Below are 21,696 nucleotides of genomic sequence, written 5' to 3'. Positions count from 1 at the left end.
CGCGCGGCAGGATGGATTTTCATGCGTTTGCTTTTTCTGGGGGATATGGTCGGCAAGACGGGGCGCACGGCGGTGTGGGAACGGCTGCCCGGCCTGATCAGCGATCTGAAGCTCGATTTCGTGATCGTCAACGGCGAGAACGCCGCTGGCGGTTTCGGCATCACGGAGACGATTTTCCAGAATACGATCGATGCCGGCGCGGATGTGGTGACCACCGGCAATCATGTCTGGGACCAGAAGGACGCGATCATCTTCGCCGACCGGCACGAGCAGTTTCTGCGCCCCGCCAACTATCCGGCCGGCACGCCCGGCCGTGGCTCTTCGCTCTATTATGCCAGGAACGGCGCGCGCGTTCTGGTCGCCAACATCATGGGTCGCGTGTTCATGCATCCCGAACTGGACGACCCCTTCAAGGCCGCCGAGACCATTCTGGAGGCCTGCCCGCTGAAGAGCGAGGCCGATGCGATCGTGTTCGATTTCCATGCCGAGGCGACCAGCGAGAAACAGGCCTTCGGCCATTTCGTCGATGGCCGCGCCAGCCTCGTCGTCGGCACCCACACCCATGTGCCGACCGCCGACTGCCAGATCCTCAACGGCGGAACGGGCTTTATGTCGGATGCCGGCATGTGCGGCGATTACGATTCCTCGCTCGGCATGGACAAGGAAGAGCCGCTCAACCGCTTCATCTCCAAAATGAACAAATCCCGCTTCGAGGCCGCCACCGGCCCGGCCACCATCTGTGGCCTCGGCATAGAGATTTCGGATCGCACGGGGCTGGCGGAGAAGATCGCGCCGCTCAGGCTCGGGCCGCGGCTTGAGGAAACGGTGCCGGCGTTCTGGGCTTAGCGGGTTCTCAGCCGCCCAGAAGGAACCGTCCGCCCATCCAAAGGCCCATCAGGATCATCATCAGGTTCTCGGTCAGCGAGATGAAGCCGAGCGGAACGGAAGAATTGCCGCCGACACAGGCGCATTTCAGCTCGCGCTTGTCGATATAGACGGCCTTGAACACGCTGATTGCGCCCACCGTCCCGATGAACAGCGCCACCGGCGCGGAGAGCCAGGGCAGCAGGCCGGCTGTCATCAGGATGCCCGCAAGAGCCTCGCCATAGGGATAGACCTTGCCATAGGGCACCCACCGTCTGGCGAGCAGGTCATAGTTCAGGAACATGATCGAGAACTGCTCCACATCCTGCAGCTTCTGGATCGCGAGGATCGTCATCGAGAGAGAGATGAACCAGATCACGCTCTGCCATGTCAGCACGGTGCCATATTGGTGAAAGGCCAAGCCAAGCGCGAGCAGGGCCGCGACCGAAAAGATCGCGATCACCGGGCGATAGCTGGTATCGGATTGCTCTTCCTCCGGCGGATCAACGCCGAGAAACACCCTTAGATCGTCATAGCCGCCGATCCGCTCACCATCGATAAAGGTCTGCGGCGTTGTCTCAACATCATGTTCGCGCTGAAAGGCGTCGGTCTCCTCGCGCGTCTTCAAATGGTGATCTTCGACCTGATAGCCGTGCCGCTCCAGCATGTCCTTGGATTTCAGGCCATAGGGGCAGATGTGATCGGGCATCACCATCCGGTAAAGTCTGGCGGTTTTTCCGTTTTCGGCCATTCCTTCCCTCCAATCCTGCAGGCGTTGTGGCCGTGCCCGCTAAAGAGATCGGGAAACGGCTCTTTCAGGTCCAACGAAACGCCGTTGGTTATGTTCCCCTGTCTTTCCTGGGGGGAAACGAAAGCCGATTTCCAGAAATCCCGACTGGGACTATCATGTGAGCCGGCGCCGCGATGGGCGGCGGAGAGAGGGAGGGCCGGATGGCCGCTGCGATCACCTTTGCGCTTTCGAACTTCACATTGACCTGCTTCGTCTTCGGCCTGATCGCCGCAGCGATCGCGCTTGCCGCTCAGCGACCGCCGCGTCCGCAAGGCGCCGTGGTCGAGGCCTTGCTCGCGTGGTTCCTGTTCTTCTCGATTGGCGTCTCGCTGTTCTACAATTTCATCATGCATGTCTTTTTCGGCAAGATGACGGCTTCTTTCATCGGCTGGGCGGACAGCCCGTTCCAGGCGGAAGTCGGCTATGCCAGCCTCGGCTTTGCCCTTGTCGGGTTCATGGCCTTTGCCGGCAACCGCGGCATGAGGATCGCCGCGATCGTCGGCCCCACCTGCTTCCTCTGGGGGGCCGCGGTCGGCCACGTGATCGATATGGTCCGCACCCACAATTTCGCACCCGGCAATGCCGGCGTCGTGTTCTGGACGGACATCCTGCTGCCGGTTTTCGGGCTGGCACTACTGGCGTTGAGCCGGGAGGGGGCGCATCGGTCCGCGTGAACACGCCGGTCTGAACGGATCGCGGCCGCGTCGCGAAGACCCGGCCGCCTATTGTATCAGCCCTTCTCTGCGATGGCGTGGGGCACGATGCCCGGAGGCTGCCAGTCGCCGTCGAGGACGGCCTGTTTCGGCCAGTAGATTCGCATCGCGACATAGAAGGGCCCGTCGGGCGCGGGCAGCCAGTTGGCCTTTTTCGCCGGGTCCGTCGGCGCGTCTTTCTGGATGTAGAGGGTCAGCGAGCCATCGGCATTTTTCGTCAGCTCCGGCAGCATCGGGGCGTTGATGAGGTAGCGGTCGATCGGGTTGGGCGCGAGATGCTGGGTCTTGCCATCATACATCGTGACCGACCAGAAGGCGTTGGCGGGCGGCAGTTCGCCGGACTTGAAGGTGATCGTGTAATCCGATTTCGAGCCGTCAAGTTTGTTGTGGTCGATGTCGATATTGGTGATCGGATAGACCGCCTCGGCGGTGTCATTTGCGAGCAGTCCAGCCACGGCCACGGCCGCGCGCAGACCCCAATTGCCGTCATAGCCATCGCGGTTGCCCTGAATGCCCGTGCTCACGCTCCAGCCGTTTTCGATCTTGCCCATGGATTTGATCGCGTTCGCGACGTCGGCGTGGGCAGCCTTCACGCCCTGTTCGATCGCCGCAAGCTCGGCCTCGCCGGCATCTGCCGGGGGGAAGGGCTTGCCGACCTCAAGGCCGATGCTCGCAAATTTTTCGCGCAGCGGTTTCTCGACCGCCGCCGGGCCAGTTGCCGGCGCGAACTGAAGCAGGAAGGCGAGATAGCCGAGGGGATTTTCCTTCGCCAACTGGTCGTCGATCTTCGGCCAGTCGATGGCAGGGGCCGGCGCAGGCGCCGGCTCGCCGAGGAAGGCGGAAAGCGGCTCGACCGTGTAGCCGGCCTGGATCTTGCGGACATTGTCGATATCGGCCGGGTTGAAGAGCTGCGTGCGATAGAGCGCGGTCGCGAACTCGGTCTCGGACTGGAACATCTTGGCGATGCCCTTCGGCGCATCGCCCTTCCAGTCGGGCCCGGCCACGGCGTAGCAGGCGGCGTCGTTGCCGGTGGTTCGCGAGCCGATATAGCCGAAATTGAAGGTGTAGAGCGAGGTCAGCATCACCGAGTAGTAGCGGTCCTTGTCGATTGCGGGCACGCACAGCACCAGCGGCTCGGCGCGCAGGTCCATCCAGAGCTCCGAATAGGGCGTGTCGCTGTTGGGCGTGACGATCGAGGTATCGGCCGGCGTGAACACGTTGGACTCATTGTGCAGCGTGTTGAACGGCGCCTTGAACTGCGAATTGTCCGTGTCGATCGCCTGATCGTACATCAGCTTGTAGAGGTCCACCATCGGCAGGCCGTACACGGTCGCCTCCTCGGCGATCCTGGCGGTATCGGAAGGTTCGGCGGCAATGCCGCTGACCGGGGCAAGAAGAAGGCCTGCGATTGCAAAGCCTGTGATGAAGGGCTTGTACATCTGTATCTCCTGTTGCGCACAATGCCGTCGCAAGCTGCGCGTGCCGGCAGCGGTTTCAATCCTGGCCTCTATACAACCTGAAATATGAATACAGCATGGCCGAACACTTGTGATGCGGGAAAAGCAGGGCGCGACATTTTTGCGCGGGCTTCAGGCTTTGGTAACCAAACTCGCGGAGAATCCGGTTCGTCACCAGTTTTCGAGTATGTGTAAAAAGCGAGTATCACATGGTTCCGGTTTCCGCCCTTCAGGCAAAGGCGGCGCGTCCCGCGCCGTGGCTCGACACCATCATCAAGGGCGATTGCGTTGCAGCGCTTGAAAACCTGCCGGATCACTCGGTCGACGCGATCTTCGCCGATCCGCCGTACAATCTCCAGCTTGGCGGCGTGCTGCACCGTCCCGACCAGTCGAAGGTCGATGCGGTCGATGATGCCTGGGACCAGTTCGCTTCGTTCGAGGTCTATGACGCCTTCACCCGCGCCTGGCTGCTTGCCTGCAAGCGGGTGCTGAAGCCCACCGGCACGATCTGGGTGATCGGCTCCTATCACAATATCTTCCGCGTCGGCGCCAAGATGCAGGATCTCGGCTTCTGGATCCTGAACGACATCGTCTGGCGCAAGACCAATCCGATGCCGAATTTCAAGGGTCGCCGGTTCCAGAACGCCCATGAGACCATGATCTGGGCCAGCCCCAATGCGGAAACCAAGGGCTACACCTTCAATTACGATGCGATGAAGGCGGCCAATGACGATGTGCAGATGCGCTCCGACTGGCTGTTCCCGATCTGCTCGGGCGGCGAGCGGCTGAAGGATGAGGAGGGCCGCAAGGTCCACCCGACCCAGAAGCCGGAGGCGTTGCTGTCACGCATCATCCTGTCCTCCACAAAACCCGGCGATGTCGTGCTCGATCCGTTCTTCGGCTCCGGCACCACCGGCGCGGTCGCCAAGAGGCTCGGGCGCCATTTCGTCGGCGTCGAGCGCGAGCAGGAGTATATCGACGCGGCGCAGGCGCGCATCGACGCGATCGATCCGCTTTCGGCGGACATGCTGAAGCCGCTGCCGAGCAAGAAGTCGCTGCCGCGCGTCGCCTTCGTTTCCTTGATCGAGAGCGGCCTGCTTTCGCCGGGCGACCGCCTGACCTCGCCCAAGGGCGACCATGTGGCGCTGGTGCGCGCCGATGGAACGCTGGTCAGCGGCCAGACCGCCGGCTCGATCCACCGGCTCGGCGCTCAGGTGCAGGGCGCGGAAGCCTGCAATGGCTGGACCTTCTGGCACTATGAGGAAGCCGGAAAGCGCCATCCGATCGACCGGCTGCGCGGCGAAATCCGCGCGGCGACGGCGGCAATCTGAGCGGCCTTGAAGCACAACCTATATTAGCAAAGATGCAGCTAAATATAGATTTTGTTTAGGATTTTTGTTTAAAGGTTGTTAGGCAAACCCTGCAGCAGGCGTCATGACCTCCAGCCAAGACGCAGTATACGGGCCCGGTCCCTGCCGGGCCCGAATTGTTTCACACGGTGATGCCGTATTTGGCGAGGTCGCGTTCAAGCTGGGCCGCGTCGATGAAGCGGATGCCGTGCCAGCCGGCGGTCTTCGCCCCCTCGATGTTTTCCGCCTTGTCATCGATGAACAGCGTTGCTTCCGGCGTCAGGCCGAAGGTCTCGGCGTGGCGCTCGAAGATGTCGCGGTCGGGCTTTACCATGCCGATCTCGCCGGAAACCGTGATGCCCCTGCCTTCCTCCAGAAACGGATAGCGTGCGCGGCAGATGCTGAACGTATCGGGCGCGAAATTGGTCAGCAGGGTGACGTCGTGCTCGGAGGCGGCGAGCTTGCGGAACAGCGCGACGGAATCATCATAGCAATAGGGGATCATCTCCGGCCAGTGGGCGCGGAAGGCACGGATATTGTCGGCCTCTTCCGGATGGCGGGCAATCGCCTCGGCCTCTGCTTCAGCCCACGGGCGACCGCGATCCTGCTCGTGGTTCCAGGCGCCGGTGCAGACTTCTGCAAAGAACCGGTTGCGCTTTTCCTCGTCCGGGATGATGCGCTTGAACGGGATCAGCGGGTCGTAATGCACCAGAACCTGGCCGATGTCGTAGACGATATGGCGGATTTCAGCGGTCATGGGGTCTCCGTTTGAATGCATCGGGAATGGCCTTGGAAATGGCCTTCTTCATTACACTGGGAAGCGCTTTTTCGCCAAGCCCGGTTTCCCAGCGTCCGCCCGCAACGGGCCGTTCCGGGGTTACCGCGTGCCAGACGGAAAGCCGCAGTTCGAAATGGGTGAAGACGTGGGTGATCTCGCCGGCATGGCTCCAGTCGGCGCTAAAGGGGGCGGCGTCGCTGCCGGTTGCGCCATCTTGGCGGGCCGTCCAGCCGGTGGTCGGCGGTTCCGCCATGCCGCCGAGAAGACCCGTGCCGGGCCGGGTGCGCAGCAGCACGCGACCATCCGGCGTTTCGGCCACGAAGGCAGCGCCCCGACGCACCGGGCGGGCGGCTTTCGGCATTTTCAGCGGAAACCGTTCGGGGTCGTCATTGGCAAGCGCCAGACAGTGCCCGCGGAACGGACAGAGCGCGCAGGCCGGGCGCTTCGGCGTGCAGATCGTGGCGCCGAGATCCATCATCGCCTGGGCGAAGTCGCCGGGACGTTCCGGCGGCGTCAGCCTCGCGGTCCATGACCGGATTTCGGGCTTGGCGGCGGGCAGGGGCGTTTCAATTGCAAAAAGCCGCGTAACGACACGCTCGACATTGCCATCGACCACCGTTTCAGGACGGTCGAAGGCGATCGCGGCGATTGCCGCGGCGGTGTAGTCGCCGATGCCGGGCAGCGCTTTCAGTCCCTCAAGCGTGTCGGGAAACACGCCGCCATGATCCCGCGCCACCGTTTCGGCGCATTTCTTCAGGTTGCGGGCGCGGGCGTAATAGCCGAGCCCCGCCCAGGCGGCCATGACCTCGTCGGTCTCGGCAGCGGCGAGGTCCTCGACCTTCGGCCAGCGGGCGAGGAACTTTTGGTAATAGGCCTTTACCGCCTGCACCGTGGTCTGCTGCAGCATGATTTCGGAGAGCCAGACATGATAGGGATCCGCTCGTTCGCCCTTCAGCCGGTCACCGGGGCCGGTCCGCCAGGGCAGGTCGCGGTGGTGGCGGTCGTACCAGGTGAGCAGGTCGTGAGAAAAGTGATCCATGAAATTCCGGTGCTGCGCTTTGCCTCCTGATCGCGTACAGTGCCGGGCGCGAACGGGCAATATCTGCCGCCAGTTTTCATATTTATTGTTGAAAGAGCATGATGCGTTCCACCCGTCCCAGAAGCGCCAGCCAGATTGCCGATGTCGCCAACGGCCTTATCGATCCGATTCTCGCAAAGCGGGCCGGTATCTCCACAGCGCTTCTTAATGCCTGGCCGGAGATTGCCGGCGAAACCTATGCCGAATTCTCCCGACCCGAGAAAATTGCATGGCCGAAACGGTCGGGCGCGGAGGAGGATGGCGGTTTCAAACCGGGAACGCTGACGATTGCCTGCGAGGGCGCGCGGGTTCTGTTTCTCACCCACGCCCAGGACGAGCTGATCCACCGGGTCAACGGCTTCTTCGGCTATGTGGCGATCGAGCGGGTGAGGGTGGTTCAAAAGCCGGTGCAGCCGCTCGGCGGAAACCGTCGTCCCAAGCCCACGCTCTCGCCATCGGAAAAGCGTGATCTCGAAGCGCGGCTCGCCGGCATCGAATCCGAGGCACTCAGGAAAGCGATCATGCGATTGGGCGCCGGCGTCATGAGCGAGAAGCGCAAGGGGCGCCGCTAATTCAGCCATCGTTCAGCATGCTCAGGTCACATTTGTTTGAAGCCTTGGCGCGGCGGGCGGCTTGTACATTCGGGCCGCGGTCGCTAGTGAGAGTTACGGGAAACAGACGAGGTAGAGACTATGCCTGAATTCGAGATCACAAAGCGGAACCTGCTGCGCGGCGCGGCTGTCGGCGCGGCAATCGGCTCCATGGGCTTCTCATCCGCCATGGCGCAGGACCTGCCGAAGAGCCAGGGCAGCGTCGATATGGATAAGGCGCTGGAGCCCGGCAGCCTTCCCGATATCGCCCTCGGCGAGCCGGATGCACCGGTCAAGATCATCGAATATATGTCCATGACCTGCCCGCATTGCGCGACCTACCAGGAAGAGACCTTCCCGGCGATCAAGGAAAACTTCATCGACACCGGCAAGGTCTATTACATCTTCCGCGAGTTTCCCTTCGATCCGCGCGCCATGGCGGCCTTCATGCTGGCCCGCTGCACGCCGAACGACAAGTATGTGCCGTTCATCGACATGATGTTCCAGCAGCAGCGCACCTGGGCGACCGCAGAAGACGGCAGCGCCGCCATGCTGCAAATGGCGAAACTTGCCGGTTTTACACAGGAAAGCTTTCAGGCTTGCTTGACGGACCAGAAGCTGCTTGATGACATTAATGCAGTCAGAACGCGCGGTGCGGATGAATTCGGGGTCAACGCCACGCCGACCTTCCTGATCAACGGAAAGAAATATGCGGGGGATATGTCGGTTGACACCATGTCGGCCCTCATCAACAGCATGCTTTGACCGTACGTTCGAAGAGTTTCGGGCGCGCGCCTGCGATGGCGCGCGCTTTTTTGTGTTTGGGGGAATGTATCTGGCTTTGCGGCTTGCTCCCAATACTCTCTCCCGCTTGCGGGAGAGATGCCCCGAAAGGGGCAGTGAGGGTGAAGCAGCGTATCCAATCGTGAGGGCGACCGAGAGGAAAGACTCCCCCCTCACTGTCGCTTTCGCGACATCTCTCCCCTCCGGGGCGAGAAGATTTGGGGGCTATGCGGCGACCACAGGCACGGTTGGCGGCGGCGCGCTGGTCGCTCCTCGGGGTGGCACCCCATGAAGTTCACCCGCCTGCGCCTTATCGGCTTCAAATCCTTTGTCGAGACCAGCGATTTCATCATCGCGCCGGGGCTGACCGGCGTCGTCGGGCCGAATGGCTGCGGCAAGTCGAACCTTGTCGAGGCGCTGCGTTGGGTGATGGGAGAAAATTCCTACAAGAACATGCGCGCCTCGGGCATGGACGATGTGATCTTCTCCGGCTCCGGCAATCGCCCGGCGCGCAACGCCGCCGAAGTCGGCCTTCACATCGACAATTCCGACCGCACCGCGCCCGCCGCTTTCAACGACAGCGACGAAATCCAGGTCACGCGCCGGATCATGCGCGAGCAGGGCTCGCAATATCGCATCAACGGCAAGGAGGCGCGCGCCAAGGATGTGCAACTGCTGTTCGCCGACGCCTCGACCGGGGCGCGGTCTCCGGCCATGGTCGGGCAGGGGCGGATCGGCGAGCTGATCCAGGCAAAGCCGCAGGCGCGCCGCCAGCTTCTGGAAGAGGCAGCCGGGATTTCCGGGCTCTATTCCCGCCGCCATGAGGCGGAACTGCGCCTGCGCGCGGCCGAAACCAATCTGGAACGGTTGGAGGATGTCACCGGGCAGTTGACCAGCCAGATCGAAAGCCTGAAGCGCCAGACCCGGCAGGCCACCCGGTTCAAGATGCTGTCGGCCGATATCCGCGCCCATGACGCGATTCTGCTCCATCTGCGCTGGGTCGATGCCAAGACGGCGGAGGCCGAGGCGACCAGCGCGCTCAACCAGTTGACCGCGAGTGTTGCCGAGCGCGCCAACCAGCAGATGGAAGCCGCCAAGGCGCAGGCGATCGCGGGGTTGAAGACGCCCGAACTGCGCGACGAGGAAGTCAAGGCCGCGGCTCTGCTGCAACGCCTGCAGATCGCCCGCCGCCAGCTTGAGGACGATGCCTCGCGCCTGACGCAGCGCCGCGACGAACTCTCCCGCCGCCTGCTCCAGCTTGGCGAGGACATTCGCCGCGAGGAGGCGATGATTGCCGATAACAGCGCCATCCTCGCCCGGCTTGACGAGGAAGAGGCGGAGCTTAACGAACTTCTCGGCTTTTCCGGCGAGGAACTTGCCGAGGCGCGCGAGAAGATGGACGAGGCCGCGGCACGGCTTGGCGAAAGCGAGGCGGTGTTCACCGCACTGACCGCCGAGCGCGCCGAGGCGGCGGCCAATCGCAGCCAGCTTGAGCGCACCATCGCGGACCTCACCGACCGCCGTCAGCGGATCGAGCGCCAGATCGGCGACGCACAATCCGAGTTTTCCGCAATCAGCGAACGCATTGCCGGCCTGCCGGACCCGGCGGAAAAACAGGCGGCGCTGGAAGAAGCGACGGTCGCTGAGGAAGAGGCGCTTGCCGCCGCCGAGGAAGCCGACGAGCGGCTTGCCGAGGCGCGTCGCAACGAGGCGCTGACCCGCCAGCCTGTGGAGGCCGCGCGCGCAAGGCTTTCGGAGATCGAGACGGAGGCGCGCACGATCGACAGGATGCTGGCCGCAAGTGCGGCCGCCGGCGATTTCACCCCGCTTGCCGAAATCCTGAGCATCGAGCAGGGGTACGAGACCGCGCTCGGCGCGGTGCTGGGCGACGATCTCGACGCGCCGCTGGAGGCCGATGCCCCGGCCCACTGGCACGGCAATGGCGATGGCGATGGTGACGCCGCGCTTCCCGAGGGCTGCCGTGCGCTGAACACGCTCGTCGATGCGCCCGCCGCCGTGCTGCGCCGGCTGCGGCAGGTGGGGCTTGTCGCGGACGATGCCGCTCTCACCCTGATGGTAAAGCTCGCGCCAGGACAGGAACTGGTTACCGAGGCGGGCGCGGTCTATCGCTGGGACGGCTTCATCAAAGGGGCGGACGCCCCAAGTGCCGCGGCCCTCCGGCTTTCCCAGAAGAACCGGCTTGCAGCGCTGGAAGAGGAGCGCCGGGAGGCCGAGGTGGCGCTGGAGGATGCCCAGGCGGCGCAGGCCGAGGCCGGCGAGACCGTTCGCGCAAACGAACAGGCTGTGGCCGCAGCGCGCGAGGCGGTGCGCATGGCGGGCCGCGCCGTGGTCGATGCCCGGGCAGCACTTGCCGAGGCCGAGCGCGCGTCCGGCGAACTGGTGCGCCGCCGCGATGTCGCCGCCGAGACGCTGAGCCAGTTGCAGGCGCAGGGCGAGGATATCGTGCTCAGCTTCGAGAATGCTTCTGCGGCACTCGCCGAAGCGCCGGATTACTCCGCGCTCGAAAGCCGCTTGACAGCGCAGGGCGCGGAGGTGGCGCGCCATCGCGGCGAACTGGCCGAAGCCCGCGCCCGCCATGACGGTCTGTTGCGCGAAAACGATTCCCGCCAACGCCGCCTGACCGCTATCGGGCAGGAGCGGGCAAGCTGGCAGAACCGCGCCAGAAGCGCGCAATCGCAGATCGAAATCCTGAAGGCGCGCGAGGAGGAAGCCCGCGCGGAGCTGGAAACCCTTGAGGAAGCGCCGGAGGAATTCGAAGAAAAACGCCGGCAACTGACCCGCGAACTGGAGCAGGCCGAAGAGGCCCGCAAGGCCGCCGCCGACCGGTTGGCCGAGGCCGAAACCGCCCAGCGCGAGGCCGACAGGGTTGCCGCCCAGGCGCTTTCAAATCTGGCTGAGGCGCGCGAGCAGCGCGGCCGCGCCGAGGAGCGGCTGGTCTCCGCCCGCGAGCGCCGCGAGGGCGCGGAAAAGCGTATTTCCGAGGTGCTGGAAGTTGCCCCCCACGAAGCCTTCCGCCTGACCGGCCTTGCTCCCGATGCCGAGCTTCCCGAGCCGGCGGCGGTCGAGCGCGCGCTGGAGCGGCTGAAGATCGAGCGCGAGCGGCTGGGCGCGGTCAACCTGCGCGCCGAGGAGGAGCAGAGCGAGCTTTCGGCCCAACTCGACGTTCTGGTCAACGAGCGCGACGATATCATCGAGGCGATCCGCAAGCTGCGCGGCGCGATCCAGAGCCTTAACCGCGAAGGGCGCGAACGGCTCCTGGCCGCCTTCGACGCTGTCAACGATCAGTTCCAGCGGCTGTTCGTGCATCTCTTCGGCGGCGGCATGGCGGAACTGCAACTGATCGAATCCGACGATCCGCTGGAGGCGGGGCTTGAAATCCTCGCCCGCCCGCCCGGCAAGAAGCCGCAGACCATGACGCTGCTTTCCGGCGGCGAGCAGGCGCTGACGGCAATGGCGCTGATCTTCGCCGTGTTCCTCACCAACCCCGCGCCGATCTGCGTGCTGGACGAGGTCGACGCGCCGCTCGACGACCATAATGTCGAGCGCTACTGCAACCTGCTGGACGAGATGGCGGCAACCACCGAAACCCGCTTCATCGTTATCACCCACAATCCGATCACCATGGCGCGCATGGAGCGGCTGTTCGGCGTCACCATGGCCGAACAGGGCGTCTCGCAACTGGTTTCGGTCGACCTGCAGACCGCCGAAAAACTGGTCGAGGAGGTCTGAGAGCCGTCTCGCCCTCAGCTATCGACCAAAGAATGGCGTTCGCGCTGCTTTTTTCGCAAGTCCCCAATTCTCATTTCGCCCGCGATGCTCTAACGTCTCGCAGCAGAAGAGGAATTCGCGCTTTCCGGGAAATGGTGGAGATGATCCGGAAGGCGCATGAAGGCGGATGCATGGCGAATTGGGTTTACGGCTTCGGCGCGGGAGATGAGCACGAGATTGACCGCGACCGGCTCGGCGGCAAGGGCGCGGGGCTCGCCGAAATGGCGCGCATGGGCCTGCCGGTGCCGCCCGGCCTCACCATCATCACCGATGTCTGCCGCTATTTCTACGATAACGGCCGCAGCTTTCCCGACGGCCTGAAGGACGAGGTTGCCGCAGGGCTCGCCGCCGTCGAGGAAGCGACCGGCCGCCGCTTCGGCTCTGGCGACCGCCCGCTTCTGCTTTCGGTCCGCTCCGGTTCGCGCGTTTCCATGCCGGGGATGATGGACACGATCCTCAATCTCGGCCTCAATGACGACACCGTGCTCTCGCTTGCCCGCGACACCGGCGATGCCCGGTTTGCGTGGGACAGCTATCGCCGGTTCATCCAGATGTACAGCGATGTCGCGCTCGGGCTCGATCAGGAAGTGTTCGAGGAGCTTCTTGAGGAGCGGTTGTCCGAGCTTGGCCACCAGGCAGAGACCCAGCTGACTGCCGGCCAGCTCGAGGATATTGTCACAAGCTACAAGGAACTGCTGAGCGAAGAGCTCGACTGCGACTTCCCGCAGGACCCGTTCGAGCAGCTCTGGGGCGCGATCGCGGCGGTTTTCGCAAGCTGGACCAGCGCGCGCGCCATCGCCTACCGCACGCTTCACAATATTCCGACCGAATGGGGGACGGCGGTCAATATTCAGGCGATGGTGTTCGGCAATCTCGGCAATGGTTCGGCCACCGGCGTCGCCTTCACCCGCAACCCCTCTACCGGCGAGAACGCGCTCTACGGCGAGTTTCTTGTCAATGCCCAGGGCGAGGACGTCGTCGCCGGCATCCGCACGCCGCAAAGCGTCACGGAAGCCGGGCGCATCGCCTCGGGCAGCGAAAAGCCCTCGCTTGAAAAGCTGATGCCGGAAGCATTCGGCGAGCTCGTGACGATTTCCGCGCGGCTCGAGCGCCAATATGGCGACATGCAGGACATGGAATTCACCATCGAGCGCGGCAAGCTGTGGATGCTGCAGACCCGCAGCGGCAAGCGCGCGGCGGGCGCGGCCGTCAGGATCGCTATGGATATGGCCGATGAGGGACTGATCAGCCGCGCCGAGGCGATCATGCGCATCGATCCAGCCACGCTCGATCAGATGCTGCATCCGACGATCCGGCCGGAATATCGCGGCACCCAGATCGGTTCCGGCCTGCCGGCCTCGCCCGGGGCCGTGACCGGCGAGATCGTGTTCACCGCCGAAGAAGCGATTGCCGCCAAGGCGGAAAAGCGCAGCGTCATTCTGGTGCGCACCGAAACCAGCCCGGAGGATATTCAGGGCATGACGGCGGCGGTCGGCGTGCTGACCACGCGCGGCGGCATGACCAGCCACGCGGCGGTTGTCGCCCGCGGCATGGGTGTTCCCTGCGTCACCGGCGCCGGAAACATGCGGGTCGACCGTTTCGACAATATCCTCCACGGCACTGGCGGCGTCATGCTCCATGCCGGCGACAAGGTGACGATCGACGGCGCCACCGGCCGGGTGATGAAGGGGGCTGCGCCCACGCAGAAGCCCGCGCTATCGGAGGACTTCCAGCGGCTGATGGTCTGGGCCGACGATGTGCGGCGGATGAAGGTGCGCACCAATGCCGACACGCCGGCCGATGCCCGCGCCGCCCGGGACTTCGGCGCCGAGGGGATCGGCCTTTGCCGCACCGAGCACATGTTCTTCGAGGGCGGCCGCATCCACATGATGCGGCGGATGATCCTGGCTGAAACGGAAGAGGGCAGGCGCGCCGCGCTCGACCAGCTCCTGCCGATGCAGCGGGACGATTTCGAGGCGCTGTTTTCGATCATGCACGGCCTGCCGGTCACGATCCGCCTGCTCGATCCGCCGCTGCATGAGTTTTTGCCGAAAACCGAAAGCGAGGTCGATGACGTTGCGGCGGCGCTTGGGATGGACAAGCAGGCGCTCCGGCATCGGCTCGATGCGCTCTACGAATTCAATCCGATGCTCGGTCATCGCGGCTGTCGGCTGGCGATTTCCTATCCGGAGATCACCGAAATGCAGGCGCGGGCGATCTTCGAGGCTGCCGTTGCCGCAGCCCGCGCCACCGGCGAGGCCGTGGTGCCGGAGATCATGGTGCCGCTGGTGTCGCTGCGCGCCGAGCTCGATTATGTGAAGGAACGCATCGATGCGGTTGCCCGCGAGGTGATGACTGAAGCCGGCATGGAGATCGAGTATCTCGTCGGCACCATGATCGAGCTGCCGCGCGCGGCCCTTCGCGCCCACAAGATCGCCGAAACCTCGGCCTTTTTCTCGCTCGGCACCAACGACCTGACCCAGACGACGTTCGGGATGTCGCGTGACGACGCGCCGGGCTTCATCGGCACCTATCAGAAGAAGGGCATTATCGAGCGCGACCCCTTCGTCTCGCTGGATTTCGACGGCGTCGGCGAGTTGATGCGCATGGCCGCAGAGCGCGGCCGCCAGACCCGAGGCGATCTGCAGATCGGCATATGCGGCGAGCATGGCGGCGACCCCGTTTCGATCCGCTTTTGCGAGGGGCTGGCGCTCGATTATGTGTCCTGCTCGCCCTTCCGCGTGCCGACCGCCCGGCTTGCCGCCGCCCAGGCGACGATCGGCCAGTCTCAGCTGGAAAGCCGGTAGCGGTTGTCGAGCATCGGCGCGCCATCCGTTTCCACCCGGCCGCGCTCGACAAGATCTTCCAGATGCGCCAGCACCGAAAGCGCTGCCGCGCCATGGAGTTTTGGGTCCGTGGTGCGGTAGATCACCTTGACGATCTCGGCGATGGTCTCGTCTCCGGTCGCGATCCGTTCGAGGATCGCCTTTTCGCGCATGCGTCGGTGCGAGCGGGTGGCCCGCAACACGCCCTTGGCATCGCGGATCGTGTCGCCGTGGCCGGAGAGGTAAACGGTTTCCGGGCGCTCCAGCAGTTTCTCGATCGAAGCCATGTAATCGCCCATCGAGCCATCGGGCGGGGCCACGATCGTGGTCGACCAGTCCATCACGTGATCGCCGCAGAACAGATAGGGCGTGCCCTGAAGCGCGAAGGCGAGATGATTGGCGGTGTGGCCCGGCGTGTGCACGGCCTGAAGCGCGAAGCCATTATCGGCAACGATCGCGTCGCCATCGCCGAGAACGATATCCGGCTGAAACGCGCTATCGGCGCTTTCGGCAAAGGGATTGACCTCGCCGGCAAAAAGCGGGCGGGCGGTCTCATGCGGACCGAAGCCGGCGATCGGCGCCCCGGTCTCAGCTTTCAGCCTGCGGGCCATCGGCGAATGATCCATATGGGTGTGGGTGACGGCGATGAAGCGCACCCTGCGCCCGCCGATCGCTTCAAGCCAGTGCGCCAGATGTCCGTCGATATCGGGACCGGGATCGATGATGCCCACCTCGTCGCGGCCGACGAGATAGCCGTTCGTGCCATAGAAAGTGAACGGCGAGGGATTGTTCGCCGTCAACCGCGCAATGCCTTCCGCCAGCGGCACGGCGCGTCCATAGGCCGGATCGAATTCGGGTATGCCCATTCGCATTTCCTTCAACTTCTGCCCTGCCTGTCTGACACCATGCGCGCAAAATGCAAGGCCAGAGCACCGGCCCGAAGATCGGAATGAAACTCCGGAACACACGATGCATGGGGTCGCCCAACATCAGAGCGCTCCAAGCGTGCGAACCAAGGCACGGTGCTCAATGCCGTCCGTGTCTGTCGCCGGCCGGAGCGCCCTCTGCGAACCCATTCGGATGCACAAAGGGGCTCAAACTTTTTGAATCCACGCATGGGGCGAAAAAATGGAATCCGGTTTTCGATCAGCAGATGGATCAAAACAATGAGCTGGATCATCGGGCGCTGCAGGCTAACCGCCTGATGATCCAGAATCTCTTCAGGCGGACAGATTTAGACGTTGAGACCCGGCGCGAGCTTTGCTAAGAGGCTGTGCGCACCGCAGGCCCCGGCCCGCGGGCCCTTGCTGGGGTGTAGCCAAGCGGTAAGGCACCGGTTTTTGGTATCGGCATGCGCTGGTTCGAATCCAGCCACCCCAGCCAATTTGATATTCAAATGGGGAGGGTATGATTCCGTTCGATCATCGCTTTCCGCTCAAAAAGATCGTGTCCCGCAGCGTCGTGTAGCTGGATCGGTAGGTCACCACTGGCAGGCGCGGCGTAGCGGCGGCAGTATGTCAGCGAGATTGCCCATTTCGAACAGCAGAGCGCGGTTTTCGTTACCGATGCCGAGCGACAACTGGATGCGCGGGGCAGTGCGCCACCGGGTAATGTCGGCGATGCTGGTGAGGCCGCGGGCGTTCATAAGCACGGCGCCATCGGCGACGGCCTGCCAGGTCTCGGTTTCCGGCCGACCGCTCGCCGTTCTGATCTCGATTGTGTGGGGACCCAGCGAAAGGGGTTGCGGGAGGATCAGGCGCGCGGTGGTGATATTGGCCTCGCATGAGAGCATCAGGATGGCGCGGTCGGCGGGTCCCGTCGCGTCGGCGGGCGGCGTTTCGGGCATGGTCAGGTAGACGTTTGCCGTGCCGGGCTGAAGCAGATCGCCGGGGTTTTGCGCCGCGTAGATGGCCGCGCTCTTTTCCGGCAGCGCGCCGTTTTCGGCCGGCGGTGGCGGGGCCGCTGGTGCTGCGGCGGCTTCGGCCATCAGTTCCGGCAGTGTTAAAAGATCGTTGGAGCCGACCCGTGAATAGCGGAATTGCCAGCCCTCATCGCCTGCCATGCGCGCCTGTTCCATGGCATGCGCCAGCGCGGCGATGGGCGGTTTTTCGTGAAAAGAGCTTGCAGGCGCAGTGGTTGGCGACCAGCCGCCGGACAGCACCGATATCGGCGTGCCCAGCAACTTGTCGAAACAATCGAGCCGGTTCAGCCGGTCGACGGTTTGCAGGCAGGCATCGAGCCCCGCCTTTGGCACCGCCACGGTGTCGGCCGCGGCCGCCGGGTGAGCGGTCAGCAGAACGCCGCTTATCAGGGAGAGCAGAACCGGCTTCTTCATGTCGAACCTCGTGTGTGTGGCGGTCATCGCTCAGACCTCCTCCCTCTGCGTTTCGGTTATGCTTTCGTCACCGGCGCAAATGCCGTAGCGCGCCAGCTTTCGTGACAGTGTCCGGCGCGGAACATCGAGAGCCAGCGCCATGTCCGCCTGATTGCCGTGGAAGCGGCGAAAGCAACGCGCAAGGATATCGGCCTCGGCCTTGCCGACCATTTCCTTGAGCCCGCCTTGATCGGCATCTGCGTCATCGGGGGCGTTCGCTGCCGCAGGGGCGGCGCCGGCAAGCATCGAAGCATGCGCCTCGCGCAACTGCGCCAGAGAAATCTCGGCCTCGTCGCGGGCCAGCAGCACGCAGCGCAGCAGAAAATTCTGCAATTCGCGCACATTGCCGGGGAAGGTGTGGGTCTGCAGTTCGGCCATCGCCTCGGCGGTGAACGTCTTCGCCGGCTCGTCCTCACGGGCTGCGATTTCGGCGAGAAAATACTGGGCGAGGTAGGCGATATCGCCCTCGCGCTCGCGCAATGGAGGGAGCTTGATCGCGAGCTGGGCGATGCGGTGGTAAAGATCGGCGCGGAAGGTTCCCTGACCGACGGCGGCCTTGAGGTCGCAATGGGTGGCGGTGATCAGCCGGAAGTCGACATCCTGCTCGGCGTCGGCGCCGAGCGGGCGCAGCTTCCGCTCTTGAAGCACCCGCAACAGCTTGGCCTGAAGGGCAGGGGGCAGATCGCCCATTTCATCGAGAAACAACGTGCCGCCATCGGCCTTCTTGATCAGGCCTTCGCGCGGGGAATCGGCACCGGTGAAAGCGCCTTTTTCGTAGCCGAACAGCTCGCTTTCCATCAGGTTTTCGGGAATGGCGGCGCAGTTTTCGGCGATGAAGGCCTTGTCCTTGCGCGGCGAAAGGCGGTGCAGCGCGCGGGCGGCGAGTTCCTTGCCGGTCCCGGTTTCCCCCTCCAGCAGCACGGCGTAGTCGCGGCCGGCATAGCGCGCGATCTGGCTGCGCAGATTGGCCATTTGCGGTGACTGCCCGACCAGCCGTTCGGCAAGCGCGTCATCGAGCCGCTTCCAGCCGTCCTCGGCGCGCTTGCCGGTCTGGTCGTTGGCCCGGTTTGCAAAGGCATCAATCAGCGGGCGCAGTGCAATGAAGGCCTGAAACAGCCAGGATAACTCTGCCGCCTTTTGCGATAAACCGGTATCGGGAAGAGCGCGCACGTTGAAAAAGGCGATTCCCGCGCCGGGGCGGAAGCCGGTTTTTGCGTCCGCGTTGACGCCGGCATCGAGACGGAAGGCCAGCAGGCGGCCATGGGTTTCGAACAGGCTTTTGCGCAAGGCCTCGTCATCGCCGAACGTTGCCTTGCCATGGCAATAGGCATTCTGGCGCTGCATGGCGAGGATGGCGGCCGGCGGCCTTCTGTCCAGCCCGAGAGCAAGCTGCGGCAACCGGCCGGCCGGCATCGTGCTGTCGCTGGCAAGCGGCATTAGCGCGCGTCCGGTCGCGTCGACGGCATAAACCGCCATGCCAACGGCCGGCTGGATATCAAGCGCCGCCTTGATGAACTGGCTGCGCAACTGGCCATCGGTGCGCGCCGTCATCATGCGCAGGCTCGCCTCCATGATATCGCCAGCCACAGCCTCCATCGTCAGCCACCATCCGCCAGTTGGGGAGATCGCTCGCGCGCCTCTTCCCGCGCAATCGTTTCGAACGAGAAGCCGTGCTCCTCGTCGTAGTCGACGATGATGGCCCCGAGCGCGATGCCCTGTTGGCCGGCCTCCAGAATTTCGAGCGAAATGGTCGGCAGCAATTGCCGCTGGATGATCTGGTCGACGAAGCGCGCGCCATTGGTCGAGAAGCCGCACATGGAGCGGATGCGCGCGGCGGCTTTGTCGGTGACCGTCAGGGCAATACGCTGGCTGTCGGCAAGGAGTTCCTTCAGACCGGCGAGCTTCATGTCCACGATCTCGGCCATGATCGCTTCGGAAAGCGGCAGGTAGACAATCGGCTGCATGCGGGCGAGCAACGCCGGCTTGAAATGCTGGGCGAAGACCGGTTGCAGCGAGCGCGCCATGGTCTCGGCCGATGGCGTCTTGCCGTCCTCGGCGATTGTCACCCAGTTTTCGATCTGGTCCGAGCCGAGATTGCTGGTGAGGAAGAACACGACATTCTTGCAGTCGATGGCGCGGCCTTCGCCATCGGCAAGTTCGCCTTTGTCGAAGGCCTGATAAAAAAGGTTGAGGACGTTGGCGTCGGCCTTTTCGACCTCGTCGAGGAGTACGACCGAATAGGGCTTCTTGCGGATGGCTTCCGTCAGAATACCGCCCTCGCCATAGCCGACATAGCCGGGCGGCGAGCCGATGAGGCGCGAGATGGTGTGGCGTTCCTGATATTCCGACATGTTGATCGTGGTCAGGAACTGCTCGCCGCCGAAAAGCTGGCGGGCGATTTCAAGCGCCGTTTCGGTTTTGCCGACGCCGGATGGGCCGGCGAGGAAGAACACGCCCAGCGGCTGGCCCTTGCGGTGAAGGTCGAGGCGGGAGGCTCTGAGCCGCTCCTCGATTGCCTTCAGCGCATGGTCCTGACCACGGATCGTCTGCCCCATGGTTTCGGCCAGCGACAGCAGTTTCTGATAATCGTCGGCCACCATGGCGGTGACCGGAATGCCGGTCCAGTCGCCGATGACGGCGGCGATTTCGGCAGCGCCCACATCGACGGGCACCAGGCGGTCGGCAAGAGCGATGCGACTGAAGCGTTCGGCAGCATCGGCAAGAACCGGCTGATGTGTGTCGGGCTGCGGGGCTGCGGCGTCGCCTGAAGTGGTTCCAAGGAGGCTGCGTCTTTGCTCCAGCAGCGCGCCCGCGATTTCGCTCTGTTCGGAGAATTCCTTCTCCATCCTGCCGATTTCGTCATCCAGCATGCCGAGACGGATTTCGACAATGGTGAGGCGCTCGCTCTGCTCCGGGTCGAGCGTTCCGAGCGCCTTGTCGCGCTGCAGCCCATCACGCTCGCGTAACAGGGCGGCCCGCTCCTCGCCATGCCGTTGCAGCACCGCCGGAATTGCCGAACGCGCGGCTGAAACCCGCGCACAGGCCGTATCGATCACATCGAGCGCCTTGTCGGGCAGTTGCCGGCCGGTGATATAGCGGGCGGAAAGGCGGGCGGCGGCCTCCAGCGCGGCCTCGGTGATATAGACGCCGTGGGCTTTCTCATAAGCTGCCTTCAGCCCGCGCAGAATGATGACCGCCTCGTCCACGGTCGGTTCATCGAGCTTGATCAACTGGAACCGGCGGGTGAGGGCAGGGTCCTTTTCAAAATACTGCTTGTATTCGCTCCACGTGGTGGCCGCGATCGTTTTCAGTTCACCGCGCGCCAGCGCAGGCTTCAGCAGGTTGGCGGCATCCGAGCCGCCCTTGTCGCCGCCGGCACCGATCAGCGTATGCGCCTCGTCGATAAACAGCACGATCGGCGTGGGGCTGGCCTTCACCTCGTCGATCACGGATTTCAGCCGCTTTTCGAACTCGCCCTTCATCGAGGCGCCCGCCTGCAGCGATCCGATATCGAGACCCCAGACCTCAACGCCCTTGAGCGGTTCGGGCACGTTGCCCTCGGCGATCTTCAGCGCGAAACCTTCGGCCAGCGCCGTCTTGCCGACACCGGCCTCGCCGACGCAGATCGGGTTGTTCTTGCGGCGCCGGCACAGGATTTCGATGATCTGGCGGATTTCGGCGTCGCGGCAGAACACCGGGTCGATGCCGCCATTGCGCGCCAGTTCGGTGAAATTGGTGCCAAAACGGGAAAGCGCGCTGTCGGATGTATCGGGTTCCGCTGCGCTGGCCTGCCCGCCGGAACCTGCGGCTCCTTGCGTTTCGACCGAACCGGCCGTCAGCGTTTCGAAGCGCTTGAGAATGTCCTCGGCGGAGAGCGTCTCCAGCATATTGTAATAGGAGAAATCGAGATAGCGGCTCGGATCGGACAGCATGGCGATCAGCACGGCGCCGGAACGGATCGTAGGTTCCTTCAATTGCACCGACGCGACGATCCATGCGTCCTGCAGCAGATCGAGGAGGAGCGGCGAGAAGGTTGGCGTGCGATCGGCCTCGCTCTGGCGCAGCCGCGCGAAAGTGCCTTCAACAGCCTCTTTCAATTGATCGGGCGAAAGGCCGTTTTCCTGCAGTATGACGCGGATATCGTTGCCGGGCTGGCCGAGAAGGCAGAACAGAAAATGTTCTATCGTGACTTCACGGTGATACCGCGCCACGCAAAGCGAGCCGGCCTCCTCGATTGCAAGCCGCGAGCCCCGGTTGAGCCTTTCGATGATTGCCCGGATATCCAGACGCGCCATGTCGGTTCCCC

The 21,696-nt window shown here is 63.9% G+C and carries 15 protein-coding genes and 1 tRNA gene; 8 read left to right on the top strand and 8 right to left on the bottom strand.

Annotated features, from left to right (window positions below):
• The first annotated feature begins 21 nt into the window (after positions 1-21).
• Positions 22-846 (top strand): TIGR00282 family metallophosphoesterase, encoded by an 825-nt coding sequence (locus V6765_RS17935; RefSeq protein ID WP_448431265.1) that lies wholly within the window; start codon positions 22-24, stop codon positions 844-846.
• A 7-nt stretch (positions 847-853) separates the two neighbouring features.
• Here V6765_RS17935 and V6765_RS17930 read toward each other — a convergent pair whose 3' ends face one another.
• Positions 854-1,615: a MauE/DoxX family redox-associated membrane protein gene (locus V6765_RS17930; RefSeq protein ID WP_448431263.1), complete on the bottom strand. Its 762-nt coding sequence runs from the start codon at positions 1,613-1,615 to the stop codon at positions 854-856.
• Positions 1,616-1,815: 200 nt separating this feature from the next.
• On the opposite strand from V6765_RS17930, the gene V6765_RS17925 reads away from it, so the two are divergent.
• A complete protein-coding gene (locus V6765_RS17925; RefSeq protein WP_448431261.1) occupies positions 1,816-2,328 on the top strand; it encodes a DUF6790 family protein in 513 nt (170 codons plus the stop codon).
• A gap of 56 nt (positions 2,329-2,384) precedes the next feature.
• Here the strand turns inward: V6765_RS17925 and V6765_RS17920 are convergent, their stop codons facing one another.
• The gene (locus V6765_RS17920; protein ID WP_448431259.1) at positions 2,385-3,806 is read right to left on the bottom strand and encodes a DUF1254 domain-containing protein; all 1,422 of its coding nucleotides are present in this window, start codon (positions 3,804-3,806) and stop codon (positions 2,385-2,387) included.
• Between the two features lie 227 nt (positions 3,807-4,033).
• On the opposite strand from V6765_RS17920, the gene V6765_RS17915 reads away from it, so the two are divergent.
• Complete coding sequence (locus V6765_RS17915) at positions 4,034-5,155, top strand: DNA methyltransferase (RefSeq protein WP_448431257.1); 1,122 nt, start codon at positions 4,034-4,036, stop codon at positions 5,153-5,155.
• Between the two features lie 160 nt (positions 5,156-5,315).
• Here V6765_RS17915 and V6765_RS17910 read toward each other — a convergent pair whose 3' ends face one another.
• Positions 5,316-5,930 carry an HAD family hydrolase gene (locus V6765_RS17910; protein ID WP_448431255.1) on the bottom strand — a complete coding sequence of 205 codons (615 nt, stop codon included), beginning with the start codon at positions 5,928-5,930 and terminating at the stop codon, positions 5,316-5,318.
• Complete coding sequence (gene mutY / locus V6765_RS17905; RefSeq protein ID WP_448431254.1) at positions 5,920-6,990, bottom strand: A/G-specific adenine glycosylase; 1,071 nt, start codon at positions 6,988-6,990, stop codon at positions 5,920-5,922. Before mutY ends, V6765_RS17910 begins: the two co-directional genes overlap by 11 nt.
• A 101-nt stretch (positions 6,991-7,091) precedes the next feature.
• Here mutY and V6765_RS17900 point away from each other — a divergent pair, with 101 nt between their 5' ends.
• The 4 genes from V6765_RS17900 (at position 7,092) to ppdK (ending at position 14,998) form a co-directional block, all read left to right on the top strand.
• Complete coding sequence (locus tag V6765_RS17900) at positions 7,092-7,601, top strand: DUF721 domain-containing protein (protein ID WP_448431525.1); 510 nt, start codon at positions 7,092-7,094, stop codon at positions 7,599-7,601.
• A 120-nt stretch (positions 7,602-7,721) separates the two neighbouring features.
• Positions 7,722-8,384 (top strand): DsbA family protein, encoded by a 663-nt coding sequence (locus tag V6765_RS17895; protein ID WP_448431252.1) that lies wholly within the window; start codon positions 7,722-7,724, stop codon positions 8,382-8,384.
• A gap of 306 nt (positions 8,385-8,690) precedes the next feature.
• The gene (locus V6765_RS17890; RefSeq protein ID WP_448431250.1) at positions 8,691-12,152 is read left to right on the top strand and encodes a chromosome segregation SMC family protein; all 3,462 of its coding nucleotides are present in this window, start codon (positions 8,691-8,693) and stop codon (positions 12,150-12,152) included.
• A 170-nt stretch (positions 12,153-12,322) separates the two neighbouring features.
• Complete coding sequence (gene ppdK / locus V6765_RS17885) at positions 12,323-14,998, top strand: pyruvate, phosphate dikinase (RefSeq protein WP_448431248.1); 2,676 nt, start codon at positions 12,323-12,325, stop codon at positions 14,996-14,998.
• Here the strand turns inward: ppdK and V6765_RS17880 are convergent.
• Positions 14,980-15,882, bottom strand: a complete 903-nt coding sequence (locus tag V6765_RS17880; RefSeq protein WP_448431246.1) for an MBL fold metallo-hydrolase — start codon at positions 15,880-15,882, stop codon at positions 14,980-14,982. The two genes, ppdK and V6765_RS17880, sit on opposite strands and share 19 nt — an antisense overlap.
• Before the next feature lie 442 nt (positions 15,883-16,324).
• On the opposite strand from V6765_RS17880, the gene V6765_RS17875 reads away from it, so the two are divergent.
• Positions 16,325-16,399 (top strand) — tRNA-Gln (locus tag V6765_RS17875).
• Between the two features lie 97 nt (positions 16,400-16,496).
• On the opposite strand, the gene V6765_RS17870 is transcribed toward V6765_RS17875, so the two are convergent.
• The 3 genes from V6765_RS17870 to tssH are packed head-to-tail and all read right to left on the bottom strand — an operon-like array spanning position 16,497 to position 21,685.
• Positions 16,497-17,378, bottom strand: coding sequence for a type VI secretion system-associated protein TagO (locus V6765_RS17870; protein ID WP_448431244.1), 882 nt, complete (start codon positions 17,376-17,378; stop codon positions 16,497-16,499).
• A 3-nt stretch (positions 17,379-17,381) separates the two neighbouring features.
• Complete coding sequence (locus V6765_RS17865) at positions 17,382-18,986, bottom strand: sigma-54 interaction domain-containing protein (RefSeq protein ID WP_448431242.1); 1,605 nt, start codon at positions 18,984-18,986, stop codon at positions 17,382-17,384.
• A 2-nt stretch (positions 18,987-18,988) separates the two neighbouring features.
• Positions 18,989-21,685 carry a type VI secretion system ATPase TssH gene (gene tssH, locus V6765_RS17860; protein ID WP_448431240.1) on the bottom strand — a complete coding sequence of 899 codons (2,697 nt, stop codon included), beginning with the start codon at positions 21,683-21,685 and terminating at the stop codon, positions 18,989-18,991.
• Between the last annotated feature and the right edge of the window lie 11 nt (positions 21,686-21,696).

It is taken from the genome of Martelella sp. FOR1707 (assembly GCF_053484265.1).
This window is presented reverse-complemented; position numbering and strand designations above follow the sequence as displayed.

Bases quoted from the DNA above. Each gene is read 5' to 3' on its own strand.
- V6765_RS17935 (WP_448431265.1), top strand. From the start codon at position 22: ATGCGTTTGCTTTTTCTGGGGGATATGGTCGGCAAGACGGGGCGCACG.
- V6765_RS17930 (WP_448431263.1), bottom strand. From the start codon at position 1,615: ATGGCCGAAAACGGAAAAACCGCCAGACTTTACCGGATGGTGATGCCC.
- V6765_RS17925 (WP_448431261.1), top strand. From the start codon at position 1,816: ATGGCCGCTGCGATCACCTTTGCGCTTTCGAACTTCACATTGACCTGC.
- V6765_RS17920 (WP_448431259.1), bottom strand. From the start codon at position 3,806: ATGTACAAGCCCTTCATCACAGGCTTTGCAATCGCAGGCCTTCTTCTT.
- V6765_RS17915 (WP_448431257.1), top strand. From the start codon at position 4,034: ATGGTTCCGGTTTCCGCCCTTCAGGCAAAGGCGGCGCGTCCCGCGCCG.
- V6765_RS17910 (WP_448431255.1), bottom strand. From the start codon at position 5,930: ATGACCGCTGAAATCCGCCATATCGTCTACGACATCGGCCAGGTTCTG.
- mutY (WP_448431254.1), bottom strand. From the start codon at position 6,990: ATGGATCACTTTTCTCACGACCTGCTCACCTGGTACGACCGCCACCAC.
- V6765_RS17900 (WP_448431525.1), top strand. From the start codon at position 7,092: ATGCGTTCCACCCGTCCCAGAAGCGCCAGCCAGATTGCCGATGTCGCC.
- V6765_RS17895 (WP_448431252.1), top strand. From the start codon at position 7,722: ATGCCTGAATTCGAGATCACAAAGCGGAACCTGCTGCGCGGCGCGGCT.
- V6765_RS17890 (WP_448431250.1), top strand. From the start codon at position 8,691: ATGAAGTTCACCCGCCTGCGCCTTATCGGCTTCAAATCCTTTGTCGAG.
- ppdK (WP_448431248.1), top strand. From the start codon at position 12,323: ATGGCGAATTGGGTTTACGGCTTCGGCGCGGGAGATGAGCACGAGATT.
- V6765_RS17880 (WP_448431246.1), bottom strand. From the start codon at position 15,882: ATGGGCATACCCGAATTCGATCCGGCCTATGGACGCGCCGTGCCGCTG.
- V6765_RS17870 (WP_448431244.1), bottom strand. From the start codon at position 17,378: ATGACCGCCACACACACGAGGTTCGACATGAAGAAGCCGGTTCTGCTC.
- V6765_RS17865 (WP_448431242.1), bottom strand. From the start codon at position 18,986: ATGGAGGCTGTGGCTGGCGATATCATGGAGGCGAGCCTGCGCATGATG.
- tssH (WP_448431240.1), bottom strand. From the start codon at position 21,685: ATGGCGCGTCTGGATATCCGGGCAATCATCGAAAGGCTCAACCGGGGC.